We start from the raw sequence: 21,085 nt of genomic DNA on the forward strand, positions 1-21,085 counted from the left end.
TCCCTCAGAACTGGAAGTAAAGGAACGGCGAGAAGCTTTGCGCCGAGAGTTTTAGAATCGAGGCGATGAACAGCAGCAGCACCAGGGCGCGCATCACGTAGCGTGACCAGTCCACGGTCCAGTAGGCCGGTTGCACCTGGGCTTCGACGCCAACGGTGTAGCCAGGTTCATGGATATTCGTCGGATTTTCACCTGGCACGGCTTTGATCATCCCCGGTTGCGCGGTGGCCGGGCCGTTGGCCTCGGTATTGACCTCAGGCTTGGTCTTGACCGGCGGACGGTTGGTGTAGAAGTCCCGCAGGCCGAAGAAGGCGAGGGTGATGTAGGCCACCACCAGCGTGGCGATCTGCAGGCCGGTGAGGTTGGCGCGGGTCAGTTCCGACAGCGACCAGTCGCCGAAGCTGAACATGGCGCCGTACATGCGAGCAGCCACGTGCAGGTTCTCGGCACGGAAAATCACCCAACCCATGACCACCAGCAGGAAGGTCAGCGCCCAGCGGATCGGATTGATGCTGCGTGGCGTGGTGTTGATGCCCACCGCTTTTTCGATGGCCAGCCACATGCCGTGCCAGGCGCCCCAGATCACGTAGGTGATGTTCGCGCCATGCCACAGGCCACCGAGCAGCATGGTCAGGAACAGGTTGCGATAGGTCATCAACGTGCCTTTGCGGTTACCGCCCAGGGTGATGTAGAGGTAGTCGCGCAGCCAGGTGGACAGGCTGATGTGCCAGCGGCGCCAGAACTCGGTGATCGACTGGCTGATGTAGGGCTGCTTGAAGTTTTCCATGAAGCGGAAACCCATCATCAGGCCCAGGCCGATGGCCATGTCGCTGTAGCCGGAGAAGTCGAAGTACAGCTGCGCGGTGTAGGCCAGCGCGCCAAGCCAGGCATCGCCCGTGGTCGGGTTCTGCAGGGCGAAGCAATGGTCGGCCACCACCGCCAGGGTGTCGGCGATGAACACTTTCTTGATGAAGCCCTGCATGAAGCGGGTGCAGCCTTCGGAGAACTTGTCCAGGGTGTGGGTGCGATTGTTGAACTGGTCGGCCAGGTCGCGGAAACGCAATACAGGGCCGGCGATCAGGTGCGGGAAAATCGCCACGAACGCTGCGAAGTCGATCAGGTTGCGAGTTGCCGGCGTGTCACCACGATAGACATCGATGATGTAGCTGATGGACTCGAAGATGTAGAACGAGATCCCGATCGGCAACAGCACGTGGGTCAGGATGAACGGGTTGAGACCGAAGCCGGTGATGATTGCGTTGAGGCTGTCCACGCCGAAGTTGGCGTACTTGAAATAGCCCAGGATGGCCAAGTCCACGCCCACGCCGAGCAACAGCCAGCGCTGGGCCGGTTTGGTGCGCACGCCGGCTGCGCCGACTTTCAGGCCGATCCAGTAGTTCCACAGGGTCACGCCGGCGAACAGCGCCAGGAAGTCCACCCGCCACCAGGCATAGAACACATAGCTGGCGATCAGCAGCAGCAGGTTGCGATAGCGTTGCCCGCTCAAGTAGTACAAGCCGAGAAAGATCGGCAGGAACAGGAACAGGAACACGTTGGATGAAAATACCATCCCGATCTCTCCTTGTTGAATCAACAGTCAAGGGCCAGAGCCCCCCAAACCCCCCGTGAAAACCGGGGAGTCTTATTGCATTTCAGTCGCCGTGATTACTGTGGGAGCTAGGCTTGCCCGCGATGAACGATGATGCGGTTCATTCAGTGGTCCCGCGTCATGGCTATCGCGGGCAAGCCTTGCTCCCACAGGTTCCCTGCATGGCAGGGAGAGTGATGTCAGCTTCCTTTTTCGCCTTTCTCCCGCGAAGGGTCATACACCCGGGTCAAGTCACCGCCGAGGCGGAAGGTCTTGAACGGTTGCATCTCATGCTTGCGCTCCAGCACATCCTCGCTGCAGGTGTAGAGGCTGCAGAACGGTTCGAGCCAGGCGAATTTCGAATCAACCTTCAGATCCTTCATGTCCTGCTCTTGGCCGTTCTTCTCTTCGAAGATCTCCGGGTCCTTCACCCCGGCCAGCACGCGGTCGCCCAGTCGCTTGAGGGCACCGTTGTTTTCCTGGCGCAAATCCACACCGTTGACCTGGGCGAAACTGGCGATCATTGCCAGCGGCGGCAACGCGTAGTTGTGGTAGGACAGGGCCCGTTGCTTGCGCTTGAGTTCGTTGGGCAGGAAACCGTCGGCATCGACCTGGTTGACGCCGACCTTGTATTCCTTGACGGCCCAGTCGAACAGGTCGCGGCGGTTGGTTGCCACGGAGGTGGCCATCACCGACCAGGCGGCCCAGTAGGAATGGTTGTTGGTCTTGTCCAGCGGCAGGTTGTCCCAGTCGCTGACCACCTGATCGGCCATCCGGCTGAACCAGCCTTCGATCAGTTGTGCCTGCTCCGGGTGATTGGCCAGTGGGCGGGACTCGGAGAACTTCAGGCGTACATAGGCCGAAGCCATGCTGCCCAGCGCCCATTTGCGCATGGACTTGCCGGTGTGGTTGAAGTCCTTGGACATCAACGCATCGGCCTGGGCCCACTGGGTCAGCCAGTTGAGGGTGCATTCCAATTGTTCCGGGCGCCCGTCACGCATGAACTGCATCACTTGCTTGCTGACGCCACGCTCGATCTTGGTGATGTCGGCGGTGCTGTCGCGGAAGGCTTTTTCCGATTGCACGTTCAGGGTTGCACGGGCCTTGTCGGAGCCCTCGTACTTGCTGCGAAACTGCAGTGAGCCGGTGTAGGGCGTCGGCGTAGCGTCGCAACCTTTGGCAGCTTCGCCAGCCTTGACCTTTTCGATCGGTGCGAAGTAACCCTGAGGCGGGCGCAGCGGGGCCGCCGCCTGCGTGGCCCCGGCGAACATCGCCAGGGTTAGCAGGGAGGGCGCCAGCAGCGTTTTCAACGTTCGGGTGCGCATGGTTCTGGTCATGAGACGAGACCTCATTGTCCGATTTGAGCCGTTTGTTCGGCTTGCGGAGATGCGTTGCGTTTGCAGATTTTCGCTTCGATTTGCTGTGGCTCTTTACCGGCTTCAGGACCCTGGACTTCAACGGCTAGCAGGTTCTGCGAAGCCCAGTCCTCGTCGGTGCGCAATTGGAAGGCGAAACGTCCGTCGGTTTCCGAGGTATCCGGTTTTTCAATCTTGATATCCTCGTGGCGCCCATTCATGTACCAGAGGGTGGCTTGCAAGGTTTTCACCGAGGTGTCGGCGAAGCGAATGTCGACCTGGTGGCTGCCGTTACGCAGATCCATGTTCTTGCTATTGACCATCAATTCGTTCTTGCCCGGCTTGAGCGCGGTCTTGCTGCTCATCAGTGCCGGCTTGCCTTCGCAACCGTTGTTGTCCAGCAGCGCCATCATCTGGCGGTAGATGGTTTCCTGGTCCAGGCGATACAGCGGCGAGAATTCCCAGATGAGGATTTTCGGCGGGTTCTTCTGGAACTCTTCGCTGCCCAGGTACTGGATCATCGCGCCCTCGAAACCGCCGCCGGGGAAGGCCACGTTGAGGATGTCGGCACCGATGGCCTCTTCCAGGAAGCCGGCAAAGTTGTAGTTCTTGCCGCTGTGACTGGTGCCCACGAGGGTGATCTGTGGGTTGCCGGAATCGCCGAACAGGTCGCCGTCACCGGCCTCGCCCTTGGGCTCGGTGGTGAACTGGTCCATGTACTGGATCGCATAGCTGGTGCCGCACAGTTGCCCAGCCATGTTGTGCAGGGTGCCGGTCTTGCCCATGCGGCCGGACTTCTTGGTCTCGAACTCACGCTTGGGAATGTCGGCGAAGGCGGGAATCTGCTTGACCTTCTCGGCGACGATCTTGGCGGTGCGCTGGGCGCCGTAGGGTGTCCAGTGCTGGTCGCCACGGAAATAGAAATCGTGGGCCGGCAGGGTTTCGGGCAGGTTCTCGTTGGTCAGCGGCGACAGGTCCGGCACCACGTAACCCATCTGGGCGAAACGGCCCAGCATGGATTTGTAGTTGGTCAGGGCCTTGTCAAAGTTGAAGCTGGCCTTCTCCTGCGGATTGAGCTTGTTGCGGTTCACCAGGCCGCGGGTCGGCTGGTAGACGAGCACCAACTCGACGCCTTTTGCCTTGAACGCATCGTGCAACTGCTGCATGCGCTTGTAGCCGGCCGGGGTGGTGTTGAATTCGGTACGCAGGTCTTCCTGGGTCCGGAACAGCCAGTCGCCCTGGGCTTGTACCAGCGTGGTGAAGTTCTGCTGGTAGCGCGTGGTGTAGTTCTTCGCGTCGTGGGCTTCAGGGCACAGGTTGCAGCAGGGCTCGGCGGTGAAGCTCGGTGCCTTGATTTCATCGGCGCGGGCGCCGCTTGCAGCGGCGAGAATGCCGGCCGTCAGGGCGGACAGGCCCAAGAGTTTGATCATTTGTGGGTTCATAAAGGTCATCCTCAGTCCCGCATTTCGGTCTGGCGTTCGACAGGGTCGATCAGCACGGCTTTCTGCTGGCGCACCAGCAGGTCGAGAATTTCATCCTGGCGCTCGCCAAGGATCCCCGTGAAGCTGATGCCACTGGATTTGGTCGGCGCGAGCATGGATACGCGGTACAGCTCGACGCTCAACGGCGAGTCGATGGACAGCGGACCGCTGCCGTTGGCAGCCAGTTCGCCGCCGACCACGATCAGCGAGACTTCGGCGTCGAACGGGTCGAGCTTGATGTCCCGGTCGGTGTCGGACAGGTCCTTGATGTGGCCGTAGATACCGGTCAGGCCGTTGGCCATGGACACGTTTTCGTAGAGGCGGATATTCACGCTGTTACGAATCCGGATGCCGTGGCGTTGGTTGCTGATCACTTTGTTGCCCCACAGCAGGTTGTCAGCACTCTCATAGAGCGTGATGCCGTCGGTGTGGTTCTTGTAGATCTCGTTGTAGGCGATCAGGTTGTTCACGCTGTTACGGTCGATCACCAGGCCCGAGAGCTTGTTGTCGTAGCTGCGGTTGTTGAAGATGAAGCTGTCGTTGACCTCACGGGAAATGATGATCCCGTGCTTCTTCTTCGTCCCGTAGACCGTGTTGTCGGCGATGATCAGCCGGTGGGAACGGTCGTGGGGGTCGATGCCGTAGACGATGTTGTCTTTGTAGGTGTTGCTCTTGACCACGAAGTCGCGGGTTTCGTAGCAGTAGAAGCCGTACCACATGTCCGAGAATTCGGAACCGATGATCCAGCCGGTCGGTTCCGGACGCTTGAGGACCTTGGCCATGTTTGGCGTGTACTGGGAAATACTCACCCCGTACGACTTACTGTTGGAGTAGCCGAAACTCGCCATCTTGGTGTTGACGATGTAGGTCTCGGTGCCACCCCAAGCCAGCAGGAAGGGACGGAACTCCTTGGGCGAGCGGAACGTGGCGGGGCCGTTGTCCTTTTCACGCCAGCCGGTGACCTTGGTGTCGCGGATGAACATCTGGCCATCGTTGACCAGGAATGAGCCACCCTCCTGGGACAAGCGCAGTTCCTGGGTCTGTTTGTCGATTTCCAGGATGCCTTTCTGGCCGACCACGATCGGAATCTTCGCCAGGTAGACACCTGGCGAAGTTTCGATGATGTACTTGGGCTGTTTCTTGGCCAGGTCCTTGAGGTTCATGTAGCCATCGTCGAGGAAGATGGCCTGTGGGATACCGTGCTGGCGCACCACCCACTCGGCCATCTTGTTGTCGCCGCCGATGAAGTCCTTCAGGGCGTTTTCCTGCATCATCCGGCGCACGCTGACCTTGCCGGCCTTGGTCCGCACGATCTTGGCCGCGGCCGCTTCGGCGGTGAAGCCCTTGAGGTCGGGCAGGGTCGGCTTGGCCAGTTCCAGTGGTGCAGTTGGCGCGCTGTTGACGGTGTAGGTCTTGGCGCGCTGCAGTTCCTTGACCACGTTGCCCGGCTTGACCACCGGTTCAACGTTGGCGAACGCCGGCGAGCCGGCCAGCAGCATCGCTGCGACCAACAGGCTGATCGAACCTTTCATCGCCTGGCTGTTCCTGAGGTAGCGGTTCATTTCGGGCACTCCCATGGCCATTCGCATCAGAAGCGCCAGATCACGTCGACAAAGGCGCGATGCATGTACGAATCGACCTCTTTGCCGTAGGCGTCGCCTGGCTTGAACACGCCGCCACGAAAGCGCACCAGCGCCGACGGCTCATCAATGGACTGACTCAGCGCGGCGGGCAGCAGGCCTTGCTTGAAGTACTTGGTGACGACCAGGTCGACTTCCTGGCCCAGGTCCTTGTCACCGTCACGCAGCGGCAGGGTCGAGGTGGACAGGATTGCGCCGGTCACGTCGTCGGTGTTGTTTTCCACGGCGTTGATGCCGTTGCTGCCCACCGGCTTGTTGCCGTCCACGCGCCAGAACTTGTGGTACACCAGGCTGGCGTCGTATTCGTCACGCAACTGCCAGGAACCGAACAGGCTGGCGCTCTGGGTGTTGGCCATTTCGCCGCGGAATGCTTCGCCGAAACGGTGTACGCGCGAGCGGGTGCCGGTGAAGTTCGAGCGGTTGCTTTGCAGGCCATTCTGTTGGTATTCGTCGCTGGCGCGGGCATAGGCCGCACCGACCTGCCATTGCGGGTCCAGACGCAGGCGGATGCCCAGGTCGGTGGCCCAGCCGTTCAGGTCTTCGCTGCGCTTGGCTTGCGCCGGGCGCGTGCCGTCGGCGTTGAGCGGGTTGACGGTGTCGCGGTCACCGGTCATGCCGGTCAGGCTTGCCCAGTAGTTGACGGTGTTGGTGTTGCGCCAGTTGTAGGCGTCGCTGTTGGCTTCCAGGCCCAGCCAGGTCAAGTCACCGTTCTGGGTCTTGTCCAGGGTGTCGGTGGGCTCGCCCGGGGTCGGGTAATCGAGGCTGCCGTTGTCATGGGTATGGTGGGCGCGGATCCCGGCCCACTGGCCGGGCATCCACTGATAGCCCACATCGCCGTAGACGTGCAGGCGATCCTTGTCCTTGGGGGACAATTCCTTGAGGTCGGTGCGGTATTCGCTGAAGCGTTCGGCGACGCCGAGGTTGGCTCGCAGCAGGGTGGTGTCGAAGGTCCAGTTCAGGGCTTCGATATTGGTGTCGCGCCATTGGCCGTCGTCATTGCGCAGGCGCTGGCGGCCGAACTTCAACTGCTCCCCAGGGTAAGGGGTCAGGCCACGGTAGCCAATCCAGAACTCGCGCATGGCCAGGTAGCTTTTCTTGGCTTCGCGATCGCCGCTGTCGGTTTGCTGGGTGCTGCCATCGGACTGTTGCAGGGTGTCGGTCTCGATGATGTCGCTGGACGTCACGGCCTGGGCCATGGCGTAGGCGCTCCAGGCACCGCTTTCACTTTCGCCGTAGACCCAGGGACGCAGGTCCAGGCCGACACCGTTGACGTCGCCACCGCGCTGGGTGCCAAGGTCACTGTCGTCTTCGGACTGGCCGGTGATTTTCACTTCCAGGCCGAAGTTCTTGGTGTCGGTCAGGGCCGCCAGGGTGGGGCAGGACCACAACAGGGCGCACGTCAGGCCAATTCCGGCCTGCACAAAAGGATTGAGCTTCAAAGGCTTCATAGAGGTTCCTCGCCGTCATCTTCTTTTAGGGCTTGCAGTTCCAGCGTATCGGGGCTCATCGAGCCGCGAATGGCCTGCTCTTGTTTTAGCAGGCTCTGAGCTTGTGCAAGTTGCTGCGGCGGTAATTGGGCTTCGAGGGTCTGGGCAAGTTCGGTGGCTTGCGGGGTGTTCTGTACCTTGGCCAACTGGCTGAACACATACGCGTTGACCGGGTTGGGCTTGGTGCCCTTGCCCTGGGAGAACAGCTGGGCAATGGCGAAATCGGCGCTGTTCTGGCCGTTGCGGGCGGCCTTGAGCAGGTGGTCCAGGGCTTTTTGCGAGTACACCTGGCCCAGGTAACCGCGGCGATAGATCTGGCCGAGGTAGTAGTCGGCAGCCACTTCGCGGCCAACGGCTTTCTGGAAATGCGCCTCGGCAACCTTGGCATCGGCCGGGACCCATTTGCCTTCGTAGTACAGCTTGCCCAGCAACAGCTCGGCGCGCGGCTGGTCGGCGGCGCGGCCGTTTTCCAGGTACTGCATCATCTTGTCGACGTCACCCAGTTCCGGGAAGTCGTAGAGCAGTTGCGCCAAGCTGACCCAGGCAGCGGGGTAGCCCGGGGCGATGCCTTCGAGCAACGACTGGGCAGTCTTTTCATCGGTCTTGCCCAGGCTGGCGTCGGCCAGGACACGGGCGACGCTGTCCACGCGTTGGGCGGACACGACGCCACGGGCGTGAGCGTCCTGCATCTGCTTGAGCAACGCGGCCTGTTGTTCCGATTGGCCGCGTTTCTGATAGACCGTGGCCAGTTCGACGTAGCAGATGTCCGTGGTCGTCAGCGCGGCCTTGCAGACCTTCTCGACTTCATCCAGGTGCTGGTCGTAGGTGCCCTGGGTGCGGTAGAGCAGGATCTGCGCCAGGCCCGCTTCCGGATAACCGGCGCTGCGCCATTGGCTGATCTGCTGCTGGGCGTTGACGTTCGGGAAACTGTGGGGATATTGCAGGTACAGCATCGCCAGCGGGATCAGGGTGTTGCCTTCTCCGTTGGCGAAGGCTTTCTTCAGCAGGCCTTCGGCTTCGTGTTTTTCCGCTTCGGTGGAGCCAGGCTTGGCCACCAGCAGGCGACCCAGGCGAGCTTGAGCCCGAGGCGAGATATCGGCCGCGGCGCGGTAAGTCGCCTCGGCTTTTTTCATCTGCTCCGGATCACGGCTGTCTACCTGGATATCGGCCAGGCCGACCTGGGCTTCGCTGTAGCCCAGGTCTGCCAGTTGCTGATAGTTCTGCTGCGCCAGCGCCGTGTCGCCGCGCTTCAAGGCTTCGTTGGCCAGGCGTTGGTCGGGCAGGCCGGCGCAACCGCTAAGACCGACTGCCAACGCCAGTGCACACAACGCATATCCTGTGTGGGAGCGGCCTTGCTCGCGATGCAGGCCGCTCGGTGTACCAGACAGACCGCGTCGATCCCATCGCGAGCAAGCTCGCTCCCACAGGGAATGCGGTGCATTGTTGTTTTGTGGAGTGATCACGGGCATATCCTCGACTTAAAGACCGACGGCCATGGCTTTGTCGATCAGCCAGTTCAGGTTCGGACCACGGTCGCTGTGGACTTCCACTGGACGACCGGCCAGGGCGCTGTCCAGGGGTTCGTCAGGCTGGATCAACACACGGATATCGGAGGACAGGTCGGCACTTTTCAGGCTGGTGCTGCTGACGATCTTGCCGGTACGGGTGGTGTCTTCGCCGGCCACTTGGAAGCTGACGGGAGTACCTGGGCGCACGTCGCCGAACTGGCGATAGGAGAAGCGTGCTTCGACGTTGGCTTCGGTACCGCGTGGAACCAGTTGGAAGATCACGTCGCCCTTGCTGGCGTACTGACCGTTGGCAACCAGTTGCTGGGCCACGATGCAATCGCATGGCGACGTCAGGGTGCCGGTCATTTGCTTGCCGAACAGTTCCTCGACCTTGGCTGGCTGCAACTGGTTGTCGTCCAGGTGACCCTTGAGCACGTCGAGCATGCTGGTGCTGAAGGTCGCCAGCGGGGCGCCCTTGGCGGCCACGCCGTCGGCCTTGACCAGGCTCTGCACGGTGCCGTCGCGCGGCATGGTGATCGCCATGCCCGGTACGTTCACCAGGCCGGCCTGGGCATGGCTGACGAAGTACATGCCGTACACCGACTTGAAGATGAAACCGAACGCCGCCAGGCCAACGACGAAGACCCCCAGGCTGAAGGTCACGGCGCGCAGGCGGCCGAAGGCACTCATGCCACCGTTTTCGTCTTTCTGCTTGCGAGCTTTGGTGAAGTTATCGCGCTGCAGGGTCGCCAGCACGTCGCCGACACCGACGATGTCGCCGGCCAGGTGCGAGGTGATGATGTGACGCAGTGTCGAGATGTCCCGGGGCTCCAGGTTCTGGAACTGGCAACCGGTGCGGCCGGTCTGGCGGTCGTAGGAGCGGATCTGCAACTCCACGTCCATGGCCAGGCCGAGGTTGTCGATGACGAACTGCAGGCGACCTTTGTAGGACTCCCCGGTCTTGAGGGGCATCTGGCCGGCGTTGAAGCACAGGCCACCGGCGGACAGGTCCAGGACCTTGACTTCCATGGGCGTGCGGTCAGGACCGAAGAAGCGCAGCTTGGCCGGGATTTTGACCCGGGCGTGTTGGCGCTGGGCTTCGGATTCATGCACTACGTTGACATTCACGGCGGTGTTCATAGGGGCGATTTCCTAGTTAATTCATTCAAGTCCGGTCAGACCATCGTCAGCAGCACAGCGACAAAAATGCTGCCGGCGGAGAAGGTCATGGTCCGAGACGACCAAGTGTTGAACCAACGTTGAAAGCTGGCGAGATCACGGGTCAGTGAGGTGGGCTGGCGGGTCCAGGACTGCTGGTCAAGGCGGAAGAACACGTAGATCTTCACCAGGGCACCGACGATCTGGTTGTAATAGAGAATCGCCGGGTAGGCAGGGCCGATCCGGTGACCGGAGCACGACAACAACAGGGTCAGGATCAACCGTGTGATACCGATCCACAGCAGGTACACCAGGATGAACGCGGTGCCGTACTTGAAGCTGGCGATCAGTGCTACGGTCAGGCCCAGCAGCGAGGTCCACATCGACACGCGCTGGTCGAACAGCACCACCGAAGTGAACAGGCCCAGACGGCGCAGACCCAGGCCCAGGGCCCGGGAGTTCTGCCGCAGGTTGTTGCCATACCAGCGGAACATCAGCTTGCGGCTGGCCTTGATGAAGCTCTTCTCCGGCGGATGCTCGACAGTGTTGATCGCCGCATCGGGCACGTAGAAGGTGTCGTAGCCCAGGCGCATCAGGCTGAACCAGCTCGACTTGTCATCGCCGGTCAGGAACTTGAAGCGGCCCAGGCGCCAGTGTTGCAGCGAGTCGCTTTCCACGTCGGCGATGAAGTCCGGGTTGGTCACCACGGTGGCGCGGAACACCGACATACGGCCGGTCATGGTCAGCACGCGCTTGGACAAGGCCATGGAGCACATGTTGATGTGACGCTGGGCGAAACGCAGCTTGTGCCACTCGGCCATGACGTAGCCGCCGCGCACTTCGCAGAACTCGTTGGTGGTCAGGCCGCCGACGTTGCCGAACAGCTGGAACCAGGGCACGGTCTTGCGCACGACGCCTTTGGCAAGCACGGTGTCGCCATCGATCACGGCGACCACCGCACGGTCATCCGGCAGGTGGCGGGAGATGGCGCGGAAACCGTAGGCCAGGCCGTCACGCTTGCCGGTGCCGGGAATGCGCACGAAGTCCAGCTTGACCCGCGCTGGCGGGTTCATGCGGGCCCAGAGGCTCTTGACCAGCAGTTCGTCGGACATTTCCACGATGGAGCAGACCACGGTGGTGGGCAGCCCGCATTCGATGGCCTCGCGAATCACCGAGCCATACACCTGGGCGGTGGTCAGCGCATCGATCCGGAAGCTGGTGACCATCAGGTACACATGGGACGGATCCGCCGCCTTGCCCAGCTTGCGTACCTTGCGGCGCAGGTGCGGGTAGACGATGTACAGGAAGATCATGCCGCGCACGAAATGCGTTGCTCCCATGGAGTAACGCCAGATGCCCACGGCGCCGATCAGGAAGATGAAGTCCTTGGATTCGGAGTCGAACGTGGACGTGGGCAGCGCCATGGCGATGCCCATCAATAAACTCAAGTAAAACAGCCAACCGGCGGCCTGAAGCAGGCCGTGCTTTAGCCTGTGCATAATCTGCATCCGTCTCTATCTCGGGCGGGCCTTGTGGGCGGCCCGATGGGTTAAGGCAGGCGAAAGGCCGGCCGGGGCATGCCCCGGCCGGCAAACAGACTTACCAGCAGATGCCTTCGGTCCGGCCATTCGGGTTGGTGGCCTTGGACATGAAACCGACCAGGTCGATGACCTGCTTGCCTTCCGGTACGTTCTCGGTCAGCGCGCGGAACTTCTCGTCGCGGTTGCCCAGGATGATGATGTCGGAGCTGTCGATCACCGAGTCGAAGTCGGCGTTGAGCAAGGACGAGACGTGAGGAATCTTCGACTCGATGTAATCCTTGTTCGCACCGTGGACGCGGGCGTATTCGACGTTGCTGTCGTAGATCTTCAGGTCGAAACCCTTGCCGATCAGCATTTCCGCCAGCTCTACCAGCGGGCTTTCACGCAGATCGTCGGTACCGGCCTTGAAGCTCAGGCCCAGCAGGGCGACTTTGCGCTTGTCGTGGCTGGAAACGATGTCGAAGGCGTTCTGCACCTGGGATTCGTTGCTGCGCATCAGCGAGTTGAGCAACGGCGCTTCCACGTCCAGGGAACTGGCGCGGTAGGTCAGGGCGCGAACGTCCTTGGGCAGGCAGGAGCCGCCGAAGGCAAAGCCTGGGCGCATGTAGTACTGGGACAGGTTCAGGGTCTTGTCCTGGCAGACCACGTCCATCACTTCACGGCCATCGACGCCGACGGCCTTGGCGATGTTGCCGATCTCGTTGGCGAAGGTCACCTTGGTGGCGTGCCACACGTTGCAGGTGTACTTGATCATCTCGGCGACGGCGATGTCCTTGCGGATGATCGGCGCATCGAGTTCTTCGTACAGCGATTGCAGAACGTCGCCAGAGGCTGTGTCGAACTCACCGATGACGGTCATCGGCGGCTGGTCGTAGTCTTTGATCGCAGTGCTTTCGCGCAGGAACTCAGGGTTGACCGCGACACCGAAATCGACGCCGGCTTTCTTGCCGGAGCAGTCTTCCAGGATCGGGATGACAACGTTTGCCACCGTGCCCGGCAATACGGTGCTACGAACTACGATGGTGTGGCGGGTAGTCTTGTCACGCAGGACAAAACCGATCTCGCGGCACACGGCTTCGATGTAGTTCAGTTCCAGGTCGCCGTTCTTTTTGCTCGGTGTACCGACACAAATCATCGACAGATCAGTGTCGCGAATGGCTTCGGCGAAGTTGGTCGTGCCGCGCAGTCGGCCAGTTTGAATGCCTTGCGCCAATAGCTCGCCAAGGCCTGGTTCAACGATTGGTGATTTGCCAGCGTTGATCATGTCGATTTTGTCTTTGGCGACATCTACGCCAACTACGTCATGGCCCCGTGCAGACAGGCAACCGGCACATACTGCACCGACGTAACCCAAACCAAATATGCTAATGCGCATCGCATTTCCCTCTGTTTTTCACGCCAATAAATGGCCGGAGTTAATAGTGTTCAGCGGTCATAGTGCACTCGGAAGTGTGGAATGCAGGCGCCACAATGCCGTGTGCAGGCATACTAAGTTCCGAGTGTCTAAATAAATGCACTCAAGTTGTGCGCAATGTGGCCTAGTTGTTATGACCTGCCCTGTTATGCAGCCAGTCCCTGTTTTCAGGTACGCTCGTGCAAAGATCCTTCACTTCCGATTCCTGGCAAAAAGCCCACAAAATCAGAAGCTTGTGTGCTCGGGTGAGCACGTTATAGGGGCGCAGCCTTGGCCTTGTAGGGGATAGTAATGGTGCTTTATCTCCCATCCTTTAAGGGTGGATCCAGTTAGACGACCGTTTCGCTAAGTTGTCGTGACAACTTGGTTAATCCGTTCGACGTCCTTTGTAAGTTATCTCGTACACGCTCGCCGAGAATCGTTACGGATGGTATGAGCGATGCAATTTCACATAGTTCCGATCCGCTCATCGCGATTTTCGAAATTTTTCGAAATATTATCGGAGATGGCACTGGCTTCAATATGATGGCACTTGCCGTTTCGCCCTTTATAAATGGGGAGTTAGCAGGGGTAGATAGTTTTATGCCACTACCGATGAAAAAAATCGGTGCCACTACGCAAAAAACTGACGAGTGTCGAGTGAAATAAAAGTTAGCGCGGGAGTGGGGCGATTTATTGGCGCCATGAAACTGTCGAAGTGGGCGGGGAACTAAGATGACAAATAGGGAGATGATCGAAGCCCCCGATCAGGGGGCGGTATAAGGTTATGCCTTATTCGGGGGCATGATCGCGCAGGAAAACCAGTTTGTCCCGGCTCGACTGCTGGGCGTTGAAGCGGTAGCCCTGCACATCGAATTGGCTGAGCGCCGCAGGGTCGTCGATCCGTTCCTGAATCACGAAACGACTCATCAGGCCCCGGGCTTTCTTGGCGTAGAAGCTGATGATTTTGTACTGGCCGTTTTTCAGGTCCCGGAATTCGGTATCGATGACGCGTGCTTTCAGTGCGCTGCGCTTGACCGCCGAGAAGTATTCATTGGAAGCCAGGTTCAGCAGTACGTCGTCGCCCTGGTCGGCGAGGGCTTCGTTCAGCCATTCGCTGATGCGCGTGCCCCAGAAAGCATAAAGGTCCTTGCCCCGGGCATTGGCCAGCTTCGTGCCCATTTCCAGGCGATAGGGTTGCATCAGGTCCAGTGGCCGCAGCAGGCCATAGAGGCCGGAGAGCATGCGCAGGTGCTGCTGGGCGTAGTCGAAGTCGGCTTCGCCAAAGCTTTGCGCATCGAGGCCCGTGTACACGTCACCCTTGAAGGCCAGCAGCGCCTGCTTGGCATTGGCCGCAGTGAACGCCGGCGTCCAACTGCCGAATCGCGCTGCATTGAGGCCTGCGATCTTGTCGGAGACGTGCATCAGCTCGCTGATCTGTGCTGGCGAGAGTTCGCGCAGTTGCTCGATCAGTTCCTGGGAATGATCCAGGTACTGCGGCTGGGTAAAGCGCTCGGTGGCCGGCGGTGTTTCGTAATCGAGGGTCTTGGCGGGGGAAATCACCATCAGCATGAAATCGTCTCCTTGAGGGTGCGGCGATTCTAGGGGGTTGTCCGGGTGGACTCCAGCTATTGGGGTGATAGGTGATGGATGGGCGAGTATTGACGGGCATTTGTGGCGAGGGAGCTGTGGGAACGCTTGCTCGCGATTGCGGCAACTCGATGTCTGAAGGACCGCATCGCTGCTATCGCGGGCAAGCCTTGCTCCCACAGAGTCCTCCGACCGCAAGGGTATTGCGCCAGGATCGGCTATGATGCCGCGCGGGTTTCGTTATGGAGACATCCCTTTTGCGTATCGCTCTTCTGTTATCGGCCTGGCTGTTGAGCCTGGGCGCCATTGCCGCGCCCAACGACGTCGCGTCTCTGGACCGCAGCACCTGGCCGGAACAACTCACCAGCCCGACGTTGTTCGACGTGGCTTCGCGGGCCGAGATCCTGATGTTCGCCCGGGTTCTGCTGGACGTCGATGCCATGGACGAAATCGCGCTCAAGCAATACCTGGGGTTGCGCACGGTCAATAAGGTTGCGATCGACGCACTTCGCGCCCGGCTGTGGCAGCGCTTGCTGACCAACTACAATTTTGCCCAACGCAGCTGCGATCAGGACGCTTCCTTCTGTTACCTGGTCGAGGACATGGCGACCCTGCGCGAAGAGGCGCGCCGGTTCCATCTGGATGACAACTCCTACTACATCAAGTGGGCCGCGCCGAGCCAGATCTTTCACACCCAATACCGCGACGAGCTGCTGCGTAAAGCCGCGCTTTTTCCGCAAACCAGCAGCGAAATCGAACGTTTCGGCGATTACGAACGCAACGGCGAAGACATGAACGACCGCCTGTTCCTGCTGACCTTCGACAGCGCCGCCAACGTTGCGCCGGACAACACCCCGTGGCTGGCCGAATACCTGCGCAAGGCGAACATCAATGGCACCTTCTTCGTGCTGGGCAAGGACATTCAGGCGCGGTTGCAAGAGGGTTCGGTCAACAATCTCCAGGCGTTGTATTCGGGGCAATGCGTGGGCGTGCAGGGCTGGGAGTTCCGCTCCCACAGTTATTGGCAGGACTGGCAAGACTCGGTCCGGCGCAGTGTCGAGCTGGTCAAGGGCAAGCTGCCCGAGAATTACGTGCCGCTGTTCCGCCCGCCCCAAGGGCAGCGCCGTGGCGATGCCGAAGGGTTTTTCCGCCAGCAAGGCTTGCAGGTGGCGCTGTGGGACATCGACCCCCAGGACAGCAACAATCGGCTCAAGCCTGAGCAAAGTGCCCAGCGCGCGCTGACCCTGATGCTGTTGTGGCGCCATGGGGTGATCAATTTCAATGCCAAGCAGGATGGGGTGAAAACGGCGTTGCCCTGGCTCATGACGCAGACGGCGCAAAGCGGGATCGGTTGGGCGGACTGCCAGGAAGCGTTTCGCTGAAACCTGCAAAGGCCCGGAAACATTGGGAGAAGATGAAAAACCGGCGCACATTCATGACAACCGGACTTCCGACTTTAACGGCGCAACGGCGGTACGCCAAGGGTTATTCGTCACTCTGAAAAATAAACTTCAAAAAAGCGTCAAAGTGCTTTTTCCTGTCATGGTTTTTGGAGTATCAAGAAGTCAGACCGCCGAAACCTGCAACACAGGTGGCGTCTTCCAAGACCCAGATTGTGTGCAGTTCACCTGAATCCTCGCGGGTGAATTCGGTGGCTACCTCGAGGCGCAGCACTGTCACGGTATTGCGTCGAATGGCCCCCACATAGGTGACCGAGTATGGATGACCACGGACGTAGCCCTTCCTCCAACCAGCCAATCCTCTATGTACTCGATACCAACGTATTGATCCACGATCCAAACGCCCTGCTGAACTTCGAAGAACACCACGTTGCCATCCCGATGACCGTGCTTGAGGAGCTGGACAAGCTCAAGAGCGGGCACCACAGCGTTGCGGCCGAATGCCGGCAGGCAATCCGCCTGATCGACAAGACCCTGGGTGATGCCTCCCCGGAGGACGTTGAACTGGGCGTGTCGATCCAGCGCGGCAAAAGTGGTCCCAAGGGCCTGCTCTCGATCCTGATGAGCAAACGCACCGAACCCAACCTGGTGCTGCCTGAACACCTGAACGACAACATCATCATCAACCAATTGATCGACCTGCACGCGCGCAACAAGGACCAGGCCGTGGTGCTGGTGACCAAAGACATCAACATGCGCCTCAAGGCCCGCGCCTGTGGGATCGCGGCCGAGGACTACAGCACCGACCAACTGGTCGACGACGTCTCGCTGTTGCCCAACGGCTACCACAATATGACCGGCTCCTTCTGGGACCGTGTGAGCAAGGTCGAAACCCGCCAGGATCACGGCCGCACCTGGCACCAGGTGCAACTGATCGACAACCTGCCGGCGGTGCACATCAATGAGTTCATCATCGACGAACAAGGCTTCGTCGGCTGGATCAAGGAAATCCAGGTCGACAAGCTGCTGATCCTCGACCTGCACCAGGAACCTTTGCTGCACCAGGAAGCCTGGGGCCTCAAGCCGCGCGACATCTACCAGAGCCTGGCCCTGTTCGCCTTGCTCGACCCCGATATCCACCTGGTCAACCTGTCCGGCGCCGCCGGTTCCGGCAAGACCATCCTGGCCCTGGCTGCCGCCATCGAGCAGACCATGGTCAGCAAACGCTACCGGCGCATCATCGCCACCCGCAGCGTGCAGGGCCTGGACCAGGAAATCGGTTTCCTGCCCGGCACCGAAGCGGAAAAAATGGAGCCATGGCTGGGGGCGATCACCGACAACCTCGAAGCCTTGCACATGGATGACGAAAGCACCCATGGCAGCGTCGACTACATCCTTAGCAAAGTGCCGCTGCAGTTCAAATCCCTCAACTACATTCGCGGGCGCAGCTTCCAGCAGAGCCTGATCCTGATCGACGAATGCCAGAACCTGACCCCGCACCAGATGAAGACCATCATCACCCGTGCCGGCGCCGGTTCCAAAGTGGTGTGCCTGGGTAACCTGGCACAGATCGACACCCCTTACCTGTCCGCGACCAGCTCCGGGCTGACCTACCTGACCGAACGCTTCAAGGACTTCCCCAACGGCGTCCACATCACCCTGCAAGGCGTGCCGCGCTCGATCCTGGCCGAATACGCCGAATCCCACCTGTAATCCCAGCGAACCGGGCGGCCACTAGGTCGCCCGGTTTTTTTTATGGCTGTACGAAAACCCTGTGGGAGCGAGCCTGCTCGCGATGGCGGTGTATCAGATAAAAATAGGTGTCTGACCCTCTGCCATCGCGAGCAAGCTCGCTCCCACAAGGGAACTGCGGTGCTCAGGAAATTGCAGGTCACCCCAAGTGCGACAATCAGCCCTGCCTGAATCTGACCCACAGGTTTACAATCGACACTCCCTATCAGGAGTAACCCTGTGCTGACTCATCTCGATTCCCAAGGTCGCGCCAATATGGTCGACGTGACCGACAAGGCCGTGACGTTCCGTGAAGCCACGGCCGAGGCCTTTGTGCGCATGTTGCCCGACACGCTGCAGATGATCGTCAGCGGCGGTCACCCCAAGGGCGATGTGTTCGCCGTTGCGCGCATTGCCGGCATCCAGGCTGCCAAGAAAACCAGTGATCTGATTCCGCTCTGCCATCCGTTGATGCTCACCAGCGTCAAGGTCGAGATCAATGCCGAAGGCACGGACCAGGTACGCATCGTTGCCCGGTGCAAGCTGTCGGGGCAGACCGGGGTGGAGATGGAGGCCCTCACGGCCGCCAGTGTTGCCGCGCTGACCATCTACGACATGTGCAAGGCCGTGGATCGGGGCATGATCATCGAAGGCGTGCGCGTGTTGGAAAAACTCGGCGGTAAGAGTGGTCACTTCCAGGCGGATGCGTCATGAAGATCATCGTGAAGTTCTTTGCCCGTTACCGTGAAGCGCTTGGCGTGGATTCGGTAAAGGTGGAAGGCGATTTCGCCACGGTCGACGATGTGCGCGTGCTGCTTGCCCAGCGTGACGGGGCCGAGGTGCTGAAGGAACAAAACCTGATGTGCGCTCGCAACGAAGATTTGTGCCAGCTCGACGAACCGCTGGCCGACGGCGACGAAGTTGCGTTCTTTCCCACCGTGACCGGAGGCTGAACCATGGCGATTCGTGTGCAGGTCGAACCGTTCGACCCAGGCATCGAAGTCAACGCGATGCACGCGGCCAATGTCGGCGTGGGCGCGGTGGTGAGTTTTGTCGGCTACGTGCGTGACTTCAATGACGGCCTCGATGTGTCCGGGATGTTCCTGGAGCATTATCCAGGCATGACCGAAAAAGCCCTGGGCAAGATCGCCACCGAGGCCGAGCAGCGCTGGCCGTTGCTCAAGCTGGAGGTGCTGCACCGCATCGGCGCCCTGGAGCCGGGCGAGCCGATCGTCTTCGTCGGTGCCGCCAGTGCCCATCGCCAGGCGGCATTCGACGCCTGCGCCTTTGTCATGGACTACCTCAAGACCCGAGCGCCGTTCTGGAAGAAAGAGAACACCGCCGACGGCCCGCGCTGGGTCGAAGGGCGCGACAGCGATCATGCGGCGGCGGATCGCTGGAAGCAGTAAATACCCTGTGGATTTTCAGTGATTGTTATTCCGTCATCGCGAGCAAGCTCGCTCCCACACTGGATTGGCGTCGTACACAGTATTTGTGTTCAACACAGTCCCTTGTGGGAGCGAGCTTGCTCGCGATGAGGCCATCAACCTCCCATCACATTCCTCTGCCTACCAATTGACGACATGTACATTAAAGTCCAGTATGGATTTATAAGTACACAAAAACTCATCGCCCCCCCTTTCTCTGCCAAACCAACAACAACCCCGCGAGAGATCGATCATGAAGAAACTCCCCCTCATCACCGGCCTGGCCTTGAGCCTGCTGGCCTCCAGCAGCCTGTTCGCCGCTGAGAAAACCTTGCGTATCGGCATCGAGGCGGCATACCCGCCGTTTGCTTCCAAGACCTCGGAAGGGAAGATCGAGGGGTTCGACTACGACATTGGCAATGCCCTGTGCGCGCAGATGCAGGTCAAGTGCGAGTGGATCGAGGGTGAGTTCGACGGGCTGATTCCTTCGCTCAAGGTGAAGAAGATCGACCTGGCGCTGTCGTCCATGACCATCACCGAAGAGCGCAAGAAGTCGGTGGATTTTACCCACAAGTACTACTTCACCTCATCGCGCCTGGTCATGAAGGAAGGGGCAGTGGTCGATGACCAGTACGCCAGTCTCAAGGGCAAGACCGTCGGTGTGCAGCGGGCCACCACTACTGACCGCTACGCCACTGAAGTCCTCGAACCCAAGGGTGTGATCGTCAAGCGCTACAGCAACAACGAAGAAATCTACATGGACCTGGCGTCTGGTCGCCTCGACGCGATTTTCGCCGACACCATCCCGCTGGAAGACTTCCTGTCGATGCCTCGCGGCAAAGGCTATGCGTTTGTCGGGCCGGAGCTCAAGGACCCGAAATACGTGGGTGAAGGTGCCGGTATCGCGGTGCGCAAGGGCAATACCCAACTGGTGGCGGATTTGAACAAGGCCATCGATGGGATTCGGACCAATGGGGAGTATCAGAAGATCCAGGCCAAGTATTTCAAGTCGGATATCTATGGCGACTGATTGACCGTTATCGCGAGCAAGCTCGCTCCCACACTGGAACTTTGTACCCAGGTCCCCTGTGGGAGCGAGCTTGCTCGCGAAGGCGTCAGACCAGGCAACACAAAACCTCAGCCCTTCAATTCCTTCAAATGCTTGTACACCGTCGCCCGCCCCATATTCAGCACATTGGCCACGTAGTTGGACGCACTCTTGCCCTTGAACGCGCCTTCGGCGTGCAGCGCCAGCACCAGCTCGCGCTTGTGGTCGCGGGTCAGCAGGTTCAGGCTCAATTGACGCTCACGCATCCAGGCATGCAGGAAGGTGTTGATGCGCTCCTGCCAGTCATCGCGAAACAGTGAGTCCGGCTGGGGGATCAACTTGCTTGGCGACAGGAACAGGTCCAGCGCGGCCTTGGCATTCTCGAACAGCGAAATATTCAGGTTGATGCACAGCACCGCCAGCGGATGACCGTCGGCGTCGCGCAGCACGCTGCTGAGGCTGCGAATCTTCTGTCCGTCCCAGTTCAGCTTTTCGTAGGGTCCGATGTTACGTTCGCTGACGTCCTCGCTGAGCATGTCTTCCAGGGACGAGTCATCGTCAATTTCACGCTTGGACAGGTTATTGGCGATGTAATCGACTTTCTGGGTGCGCAGGTCGTGCAGCACCACTTCGGCGTGGGGGTAGAACAGCGTGGCGATAGCGTCGGCGATGGTGCGGAAGTTTTCCAGCGCCGGATCGGGTGGCGAGGCAGTCATGACAGGGCTCCAGGCAGCGTCA

General features: G+C 60.0%; 19 protein-coding genes. 8 read left to right on the forward strand and 11 right to left on the reverse strand.

From position 1 onward, the window contains the following. Window positions 1–4 precede the first annotated feature (4 nt). The 9 genes from KI237_RS05465 to KI237_RS05505 all read right to left on the reverse strand — a co-directional run bounded on the left by KI237_RS05465 (window position 5) and on the right by KI237_RS05505 (window position 13,133). Entirely contained in the window at window positions 5–1,570 is a 1,566-nt protein-coding gene (locus KI237_RS05465) for an MBOAT family O-acyltransferase (RefSeq protein WP_212799106.1), read from the reverse strand. Window positions 1,571–1,788: 218 nt separating this feature from the next. Then, window positions 1,789–2,913: a mannuronate-specific alginate lyase gene (locus KI237_RS05470; protein WP_212800560.1), complete on the reverse strand. Its 1,125-nt coding sequence runs from the start codon at window positions 2,911–2,913 to the stop codon at window positions 1,789–1,791. Between the two features lie 23 nt (window positions 2,914–2,936). Continuing rightward, a complete protein-coding gene (locus KI237_RS05475; protein WP_212799107.1) occupies window positions 2,937–4,385 on the reverse strand; it encodes an alginate O-acetyltransferase in 1,449 nt (482 codons plus the stop codon). Window positions 4,386–4,396: 11 nt separating this feature from the next. Next, window positions 4,397–5,986: a mannuronan 5-epimerase AlgG gene (algG, locus tag KI237_RS05480; protein ID WP_212799108.1), complete on the reverse strand. Its 1,590-nt coding sequence runs from the start codon at window positions 5,984–5,986 to the stop codon at window positions 4,397–4,399. A gap of 26 nt (window positions 5,987–6,012) precedes the next feature. Beyond that, on the reverse strand, window positions 6,013–7,503 hold the full coding sequence (locus KI237_RS05485; protein ID WP_212800561.1) for an alginate export family protein: 1,491 nt from the start codon (window positions 7,501–7,503) through the stop codon (window positions 6,013–6,015). Window positions 7,504–7,508: 5 nt separating this feature from the next. Further along, window positions 7,509–9,014, reverse strand: coding sequence for an alginate biosynthesis TPR repeat lipoprotein AlgK (algK, locus tag KI237_RS05490; protein WP_502937078.1), 1,506 nt, complete (start codon window positions 9,012–9,014; stop codon window positions 7,509–7,511). Window positions 9,015–9,029: 15 nt separating this feature from the next. After that, window positions 9,030–10,199, reverse strand: coding sequence for an alginate biosynthesis protein Alg44 (locus tag KI237_RS05495; protein WP_212799110.1), 1,170 nt, complete (start codon window positions 10,197–10,199; stop codon window positions 9,030–9,032). A 35-nt stretch (window positions 10,200–10,234) separates the two neighbouring features. After that, window positions 10,235–11,716, reverse strand: a complete 1,482-nt coding sequence (gene alg8 / locus KI237_RS05500; protein ID WP_502937079.1) for a mannuronan synthase — start codon at window positions 11,714–11,716, stop codon at window positions 10,235–10,237. Window positions 11,717–11,816: 100 nt separating this feature from the next. Beyond that, a complete protein-coding gene (locus KI237_RS05505) occupies window positions 11,817–13,133 on the reverse strand; it encodes a nucleotide sugar dehydrogenase (protein WP_212799111.1) in 1,317 nt (438 codons plus the stop codon). Between the two features lie 471 nt (window positions 13,134–13,604). Here KI237_RS05505 and KI237_RS05510 point away from each other — a divergent pair, with 471 nt between their 5' ends. Next, entirely contained in the window at window positions 13,605–13,820 is a 216-nt protein-coding gene (locus KI237_RS05510; RefSeq protein ID WP_212799112.1) for a hypothetical protein, read from the forward strand. Window positions 13,821–13,943: 123 nt separating this feature from the next. Here KI237_RS05510 and yaaA read toward each other — a convergent pair whose 3' ends face one another. Continuing rightward, the gene (gene yaaA, locus KI237_RS05515; RefSeq protein WP_212799113.1) at window positions 13,944–14,723 is read right to left on the reverse strand and encodes a peroxide stress protein YaaA; all 780 of its coding nucleotides are present in this window, start codon (window positions 14,721–14,723) and stop codon (window positions 13,944–13,946) included. Between the two features lie 275 nt (window positions 14,724–14,998). Here yaaA and KI237_RS05520 point away from each other — a divergent pair, with 275 nt between their 5' ends. The 7 genes from KI237_RS05520 (at window position 14,999) to aotJ (ending at window position 20,329) form a co-directional block, all read left to right on the forward strand. Further along, window positions 14,999–16,123 (forward strand): polysaccharide deacetylase family protein, encoded by a 1,125-nt coding sequence (locus KI237_RS05520; RefSeq protein WP_212799114.1) that lies wholly within the window; start codon window positions 14,999–15,001, stop codon window positions 16,121–16,123. Window positions 16,124–16,145: 22 nt separating this feature from the next. Further along, entirely contained in the window at window positions 16,146–16,373 is a 228-nt protein-coding gene (locus tag KI237_RS05525) for a hypothetical protein (RefSeq protein ID WP_212799115.1), read from the forward strand. An 86-nt stretch (window positions 16,374–16,459) separates the two neighbouring features. Then, window positions 16,460–17,854 carry a PhoH family protein gene (locus KI237_RS05530; protein WP_212799116.1) on the forward strand — a complete coding sequence of 465 codons (1,395 nt, stop codon included), beginning with the start codon at window positions 16,460–16,462 and terminating at the stop codon, window positions 17,852–17,854. Window positions 17,855–18,112: 258 nt separating this feature from the next. Continuing rightward, complete coding sequence (gene moaC, locus KI237_RS05535; protein WP_212799117.1) at window positions 18,113–18,586, forward strand: cyclic pyranopterin monophosphate synthase MoaC; 474 nt, start codon at window positions 18,113–18,115, stop codon at window positions 18,584–18,586. Next, window positions 18,583–18,825, forward strand: a complete 243-nt coding sequence (locus tag KI237_RS05540; RefSeq protein ID WP_057448973.1) for a MoaD/ThiS family protein — start codon at window positions 18,583–18,585, stop codon at window positions 18,823–18,825. The genes moaC and KI237_RS05540 overlap by 4 nt, the downstream gene beginning before the upstream one ends. Window positions 18,826–18,828: 3 nt before the next feature. Next, window positions 18,829–19,281, forward strand: a complete 453-nt coding sequence (gene moaE / locus KI237_RS05545) for a molybdopterin synthase catalytic subunit MoaE (RefSeq protein WP_212799118.1) — start codon at window positions 18,829–18,831, stop codon at window positions 19,279–19,281. A gap of 271 nt (window positions 19,282–19,552) precedes the next feature. After that, window positions 19,553–20,329: an L-arginine-binding protein AotJ gene (aotJ, locus tag KI237_RS05550; protein WP_212799119.1), complete on the forward strand. Its 777-nt coding sequence runs from the start codon at window positions 19,553–19,555 to the stop codon at window positions 20,327–20,329. 107 nt (window positions 20,330–20,436) lie between these two features. Here aotJ and KI237_RS05555 read toward each other — a convergent pair whose 3' ends face one another. Then, window positions 20,437–21,063, reverse strand: a complete 627-nt coding sequence (locus tag KI237_RS05555; protein WP_212799120.1) for a helix-turn-helix transcriptional regulator — start codon at window positions 21,061–21,063, stop codon at window positions 20,437–20,439. Window positions 21,064–21,085 lie beyond the last annotated feature (22 nt).

This window comes from Pseudomonas sp. St316, assembly GCF_018325905.1.
In the GTDB taxonomy this organism is placed as follows: Bacteria; Pseudomonadota; Gammaproteobacteria; order Pseudomonadales; family Pseudomonadaceae; genus Aquipseudomonas.

Excerpts from the sequence above, each read along its gene's own strand:
- KI237_RS05530 (WP_212799116.1), top strand. The coding sequence starts at position 16,460 with ATGGATGACCACGGACGTAGCCCTTCCTCCAACCAGCCAATCCTCTAT.
- KI237_RS05505 (WP_212799111.1), bottom strand. The coding sequence starts at position 13,133 with ATGCGCATTAGCATATTTGGTTTGGGTTACGTCGGTGCAGTATGTGCC.
- alg8 (WP_502937079.1), bottom strand. The coding sequence starts at position 11,716 with ATGCACAGGCTAAAGCACGGCCTGCTTCAGGCCGCCGGTTGGCTGTTT.
- yaaA (WP_212799113.1), bottom strand. The coding sequence starts at position 14,723 with ATGCTGATGGTGATTTCCCCCGCCAAGACCCTCGATTACGAAACACCG.
- KI237_RS05555 (WP_212799120.1), bottom strand. The coding sequence starts at position 21,063 with ATGACTGCCTCGCCACCCGATCCGGCGCTGGAAAACTTCCGCACCATC.
- KI237_RS05465 (WP_212799106.1), bottom strand. The coding sequence starts at position 1,570 with ATGGTATTTTCATCCAACGTGTTCCTGTTCCTGTTCCTGCCGATCTTT.
- KI237_RS05540 (WP_057448973.1), top strand. The coding sequence starts at position 18,583 with ATGAAGATCATCGTGAAGTTCTTTGCCCGTTACCGTGAAGCGCTTGGC.
- KI237_RS05475 (WP_212799107.1), bottom strand. The coding sequence starts at position 4,385 with ATGAACCCACAAATGATCAAACTCTTGGGCCTGTCCGCCCTGACGGCC.
- moaE (WP_212799118.1), top strand. The coding sequence starts at position 18,829 with ATGGCGATTCGTGTGCAGGTCGAACCGTTCGACCCAGGCATCGAAGTC.
- KI237_RS05510 (WP_212799112.1), top strand. The coding sequence starts at position 13,605 with ATGAGCGATGCAATTTCACATAGTTCCGATCCGCTCATCGCGATTTTC.
- KI237_RS05470 (WP_212800560.1), bottom strand. The coding sequence starts at position 2,913 with ATGCGCACCCGAACGTTGAAAACGCTGCTGGCGCCCTCCCTGCTAACC.
- algG (WP_212799108.1), bottom strand. The coding sequence starts at position 5,986 with ATGAACCGCTACCTCAGGAACAGCCAGGCGATGAAAGGTTCGATCAGC.
- KI237_RS05495 (WP_212799110.1), bottom strand. The coding sequence starts at position 10,199 with ATGAACACCGCCGTGAATGTCAACGTAGTGCATGAATCCGAAGCCCAG.
- aotJ (WP_212799119.1), top strand. The coding sequence starts at position 19,553 with ATGAAGAAACTCCCCCTCATCACCGGCCTGGCCTTGAGCCTGCTGGCC.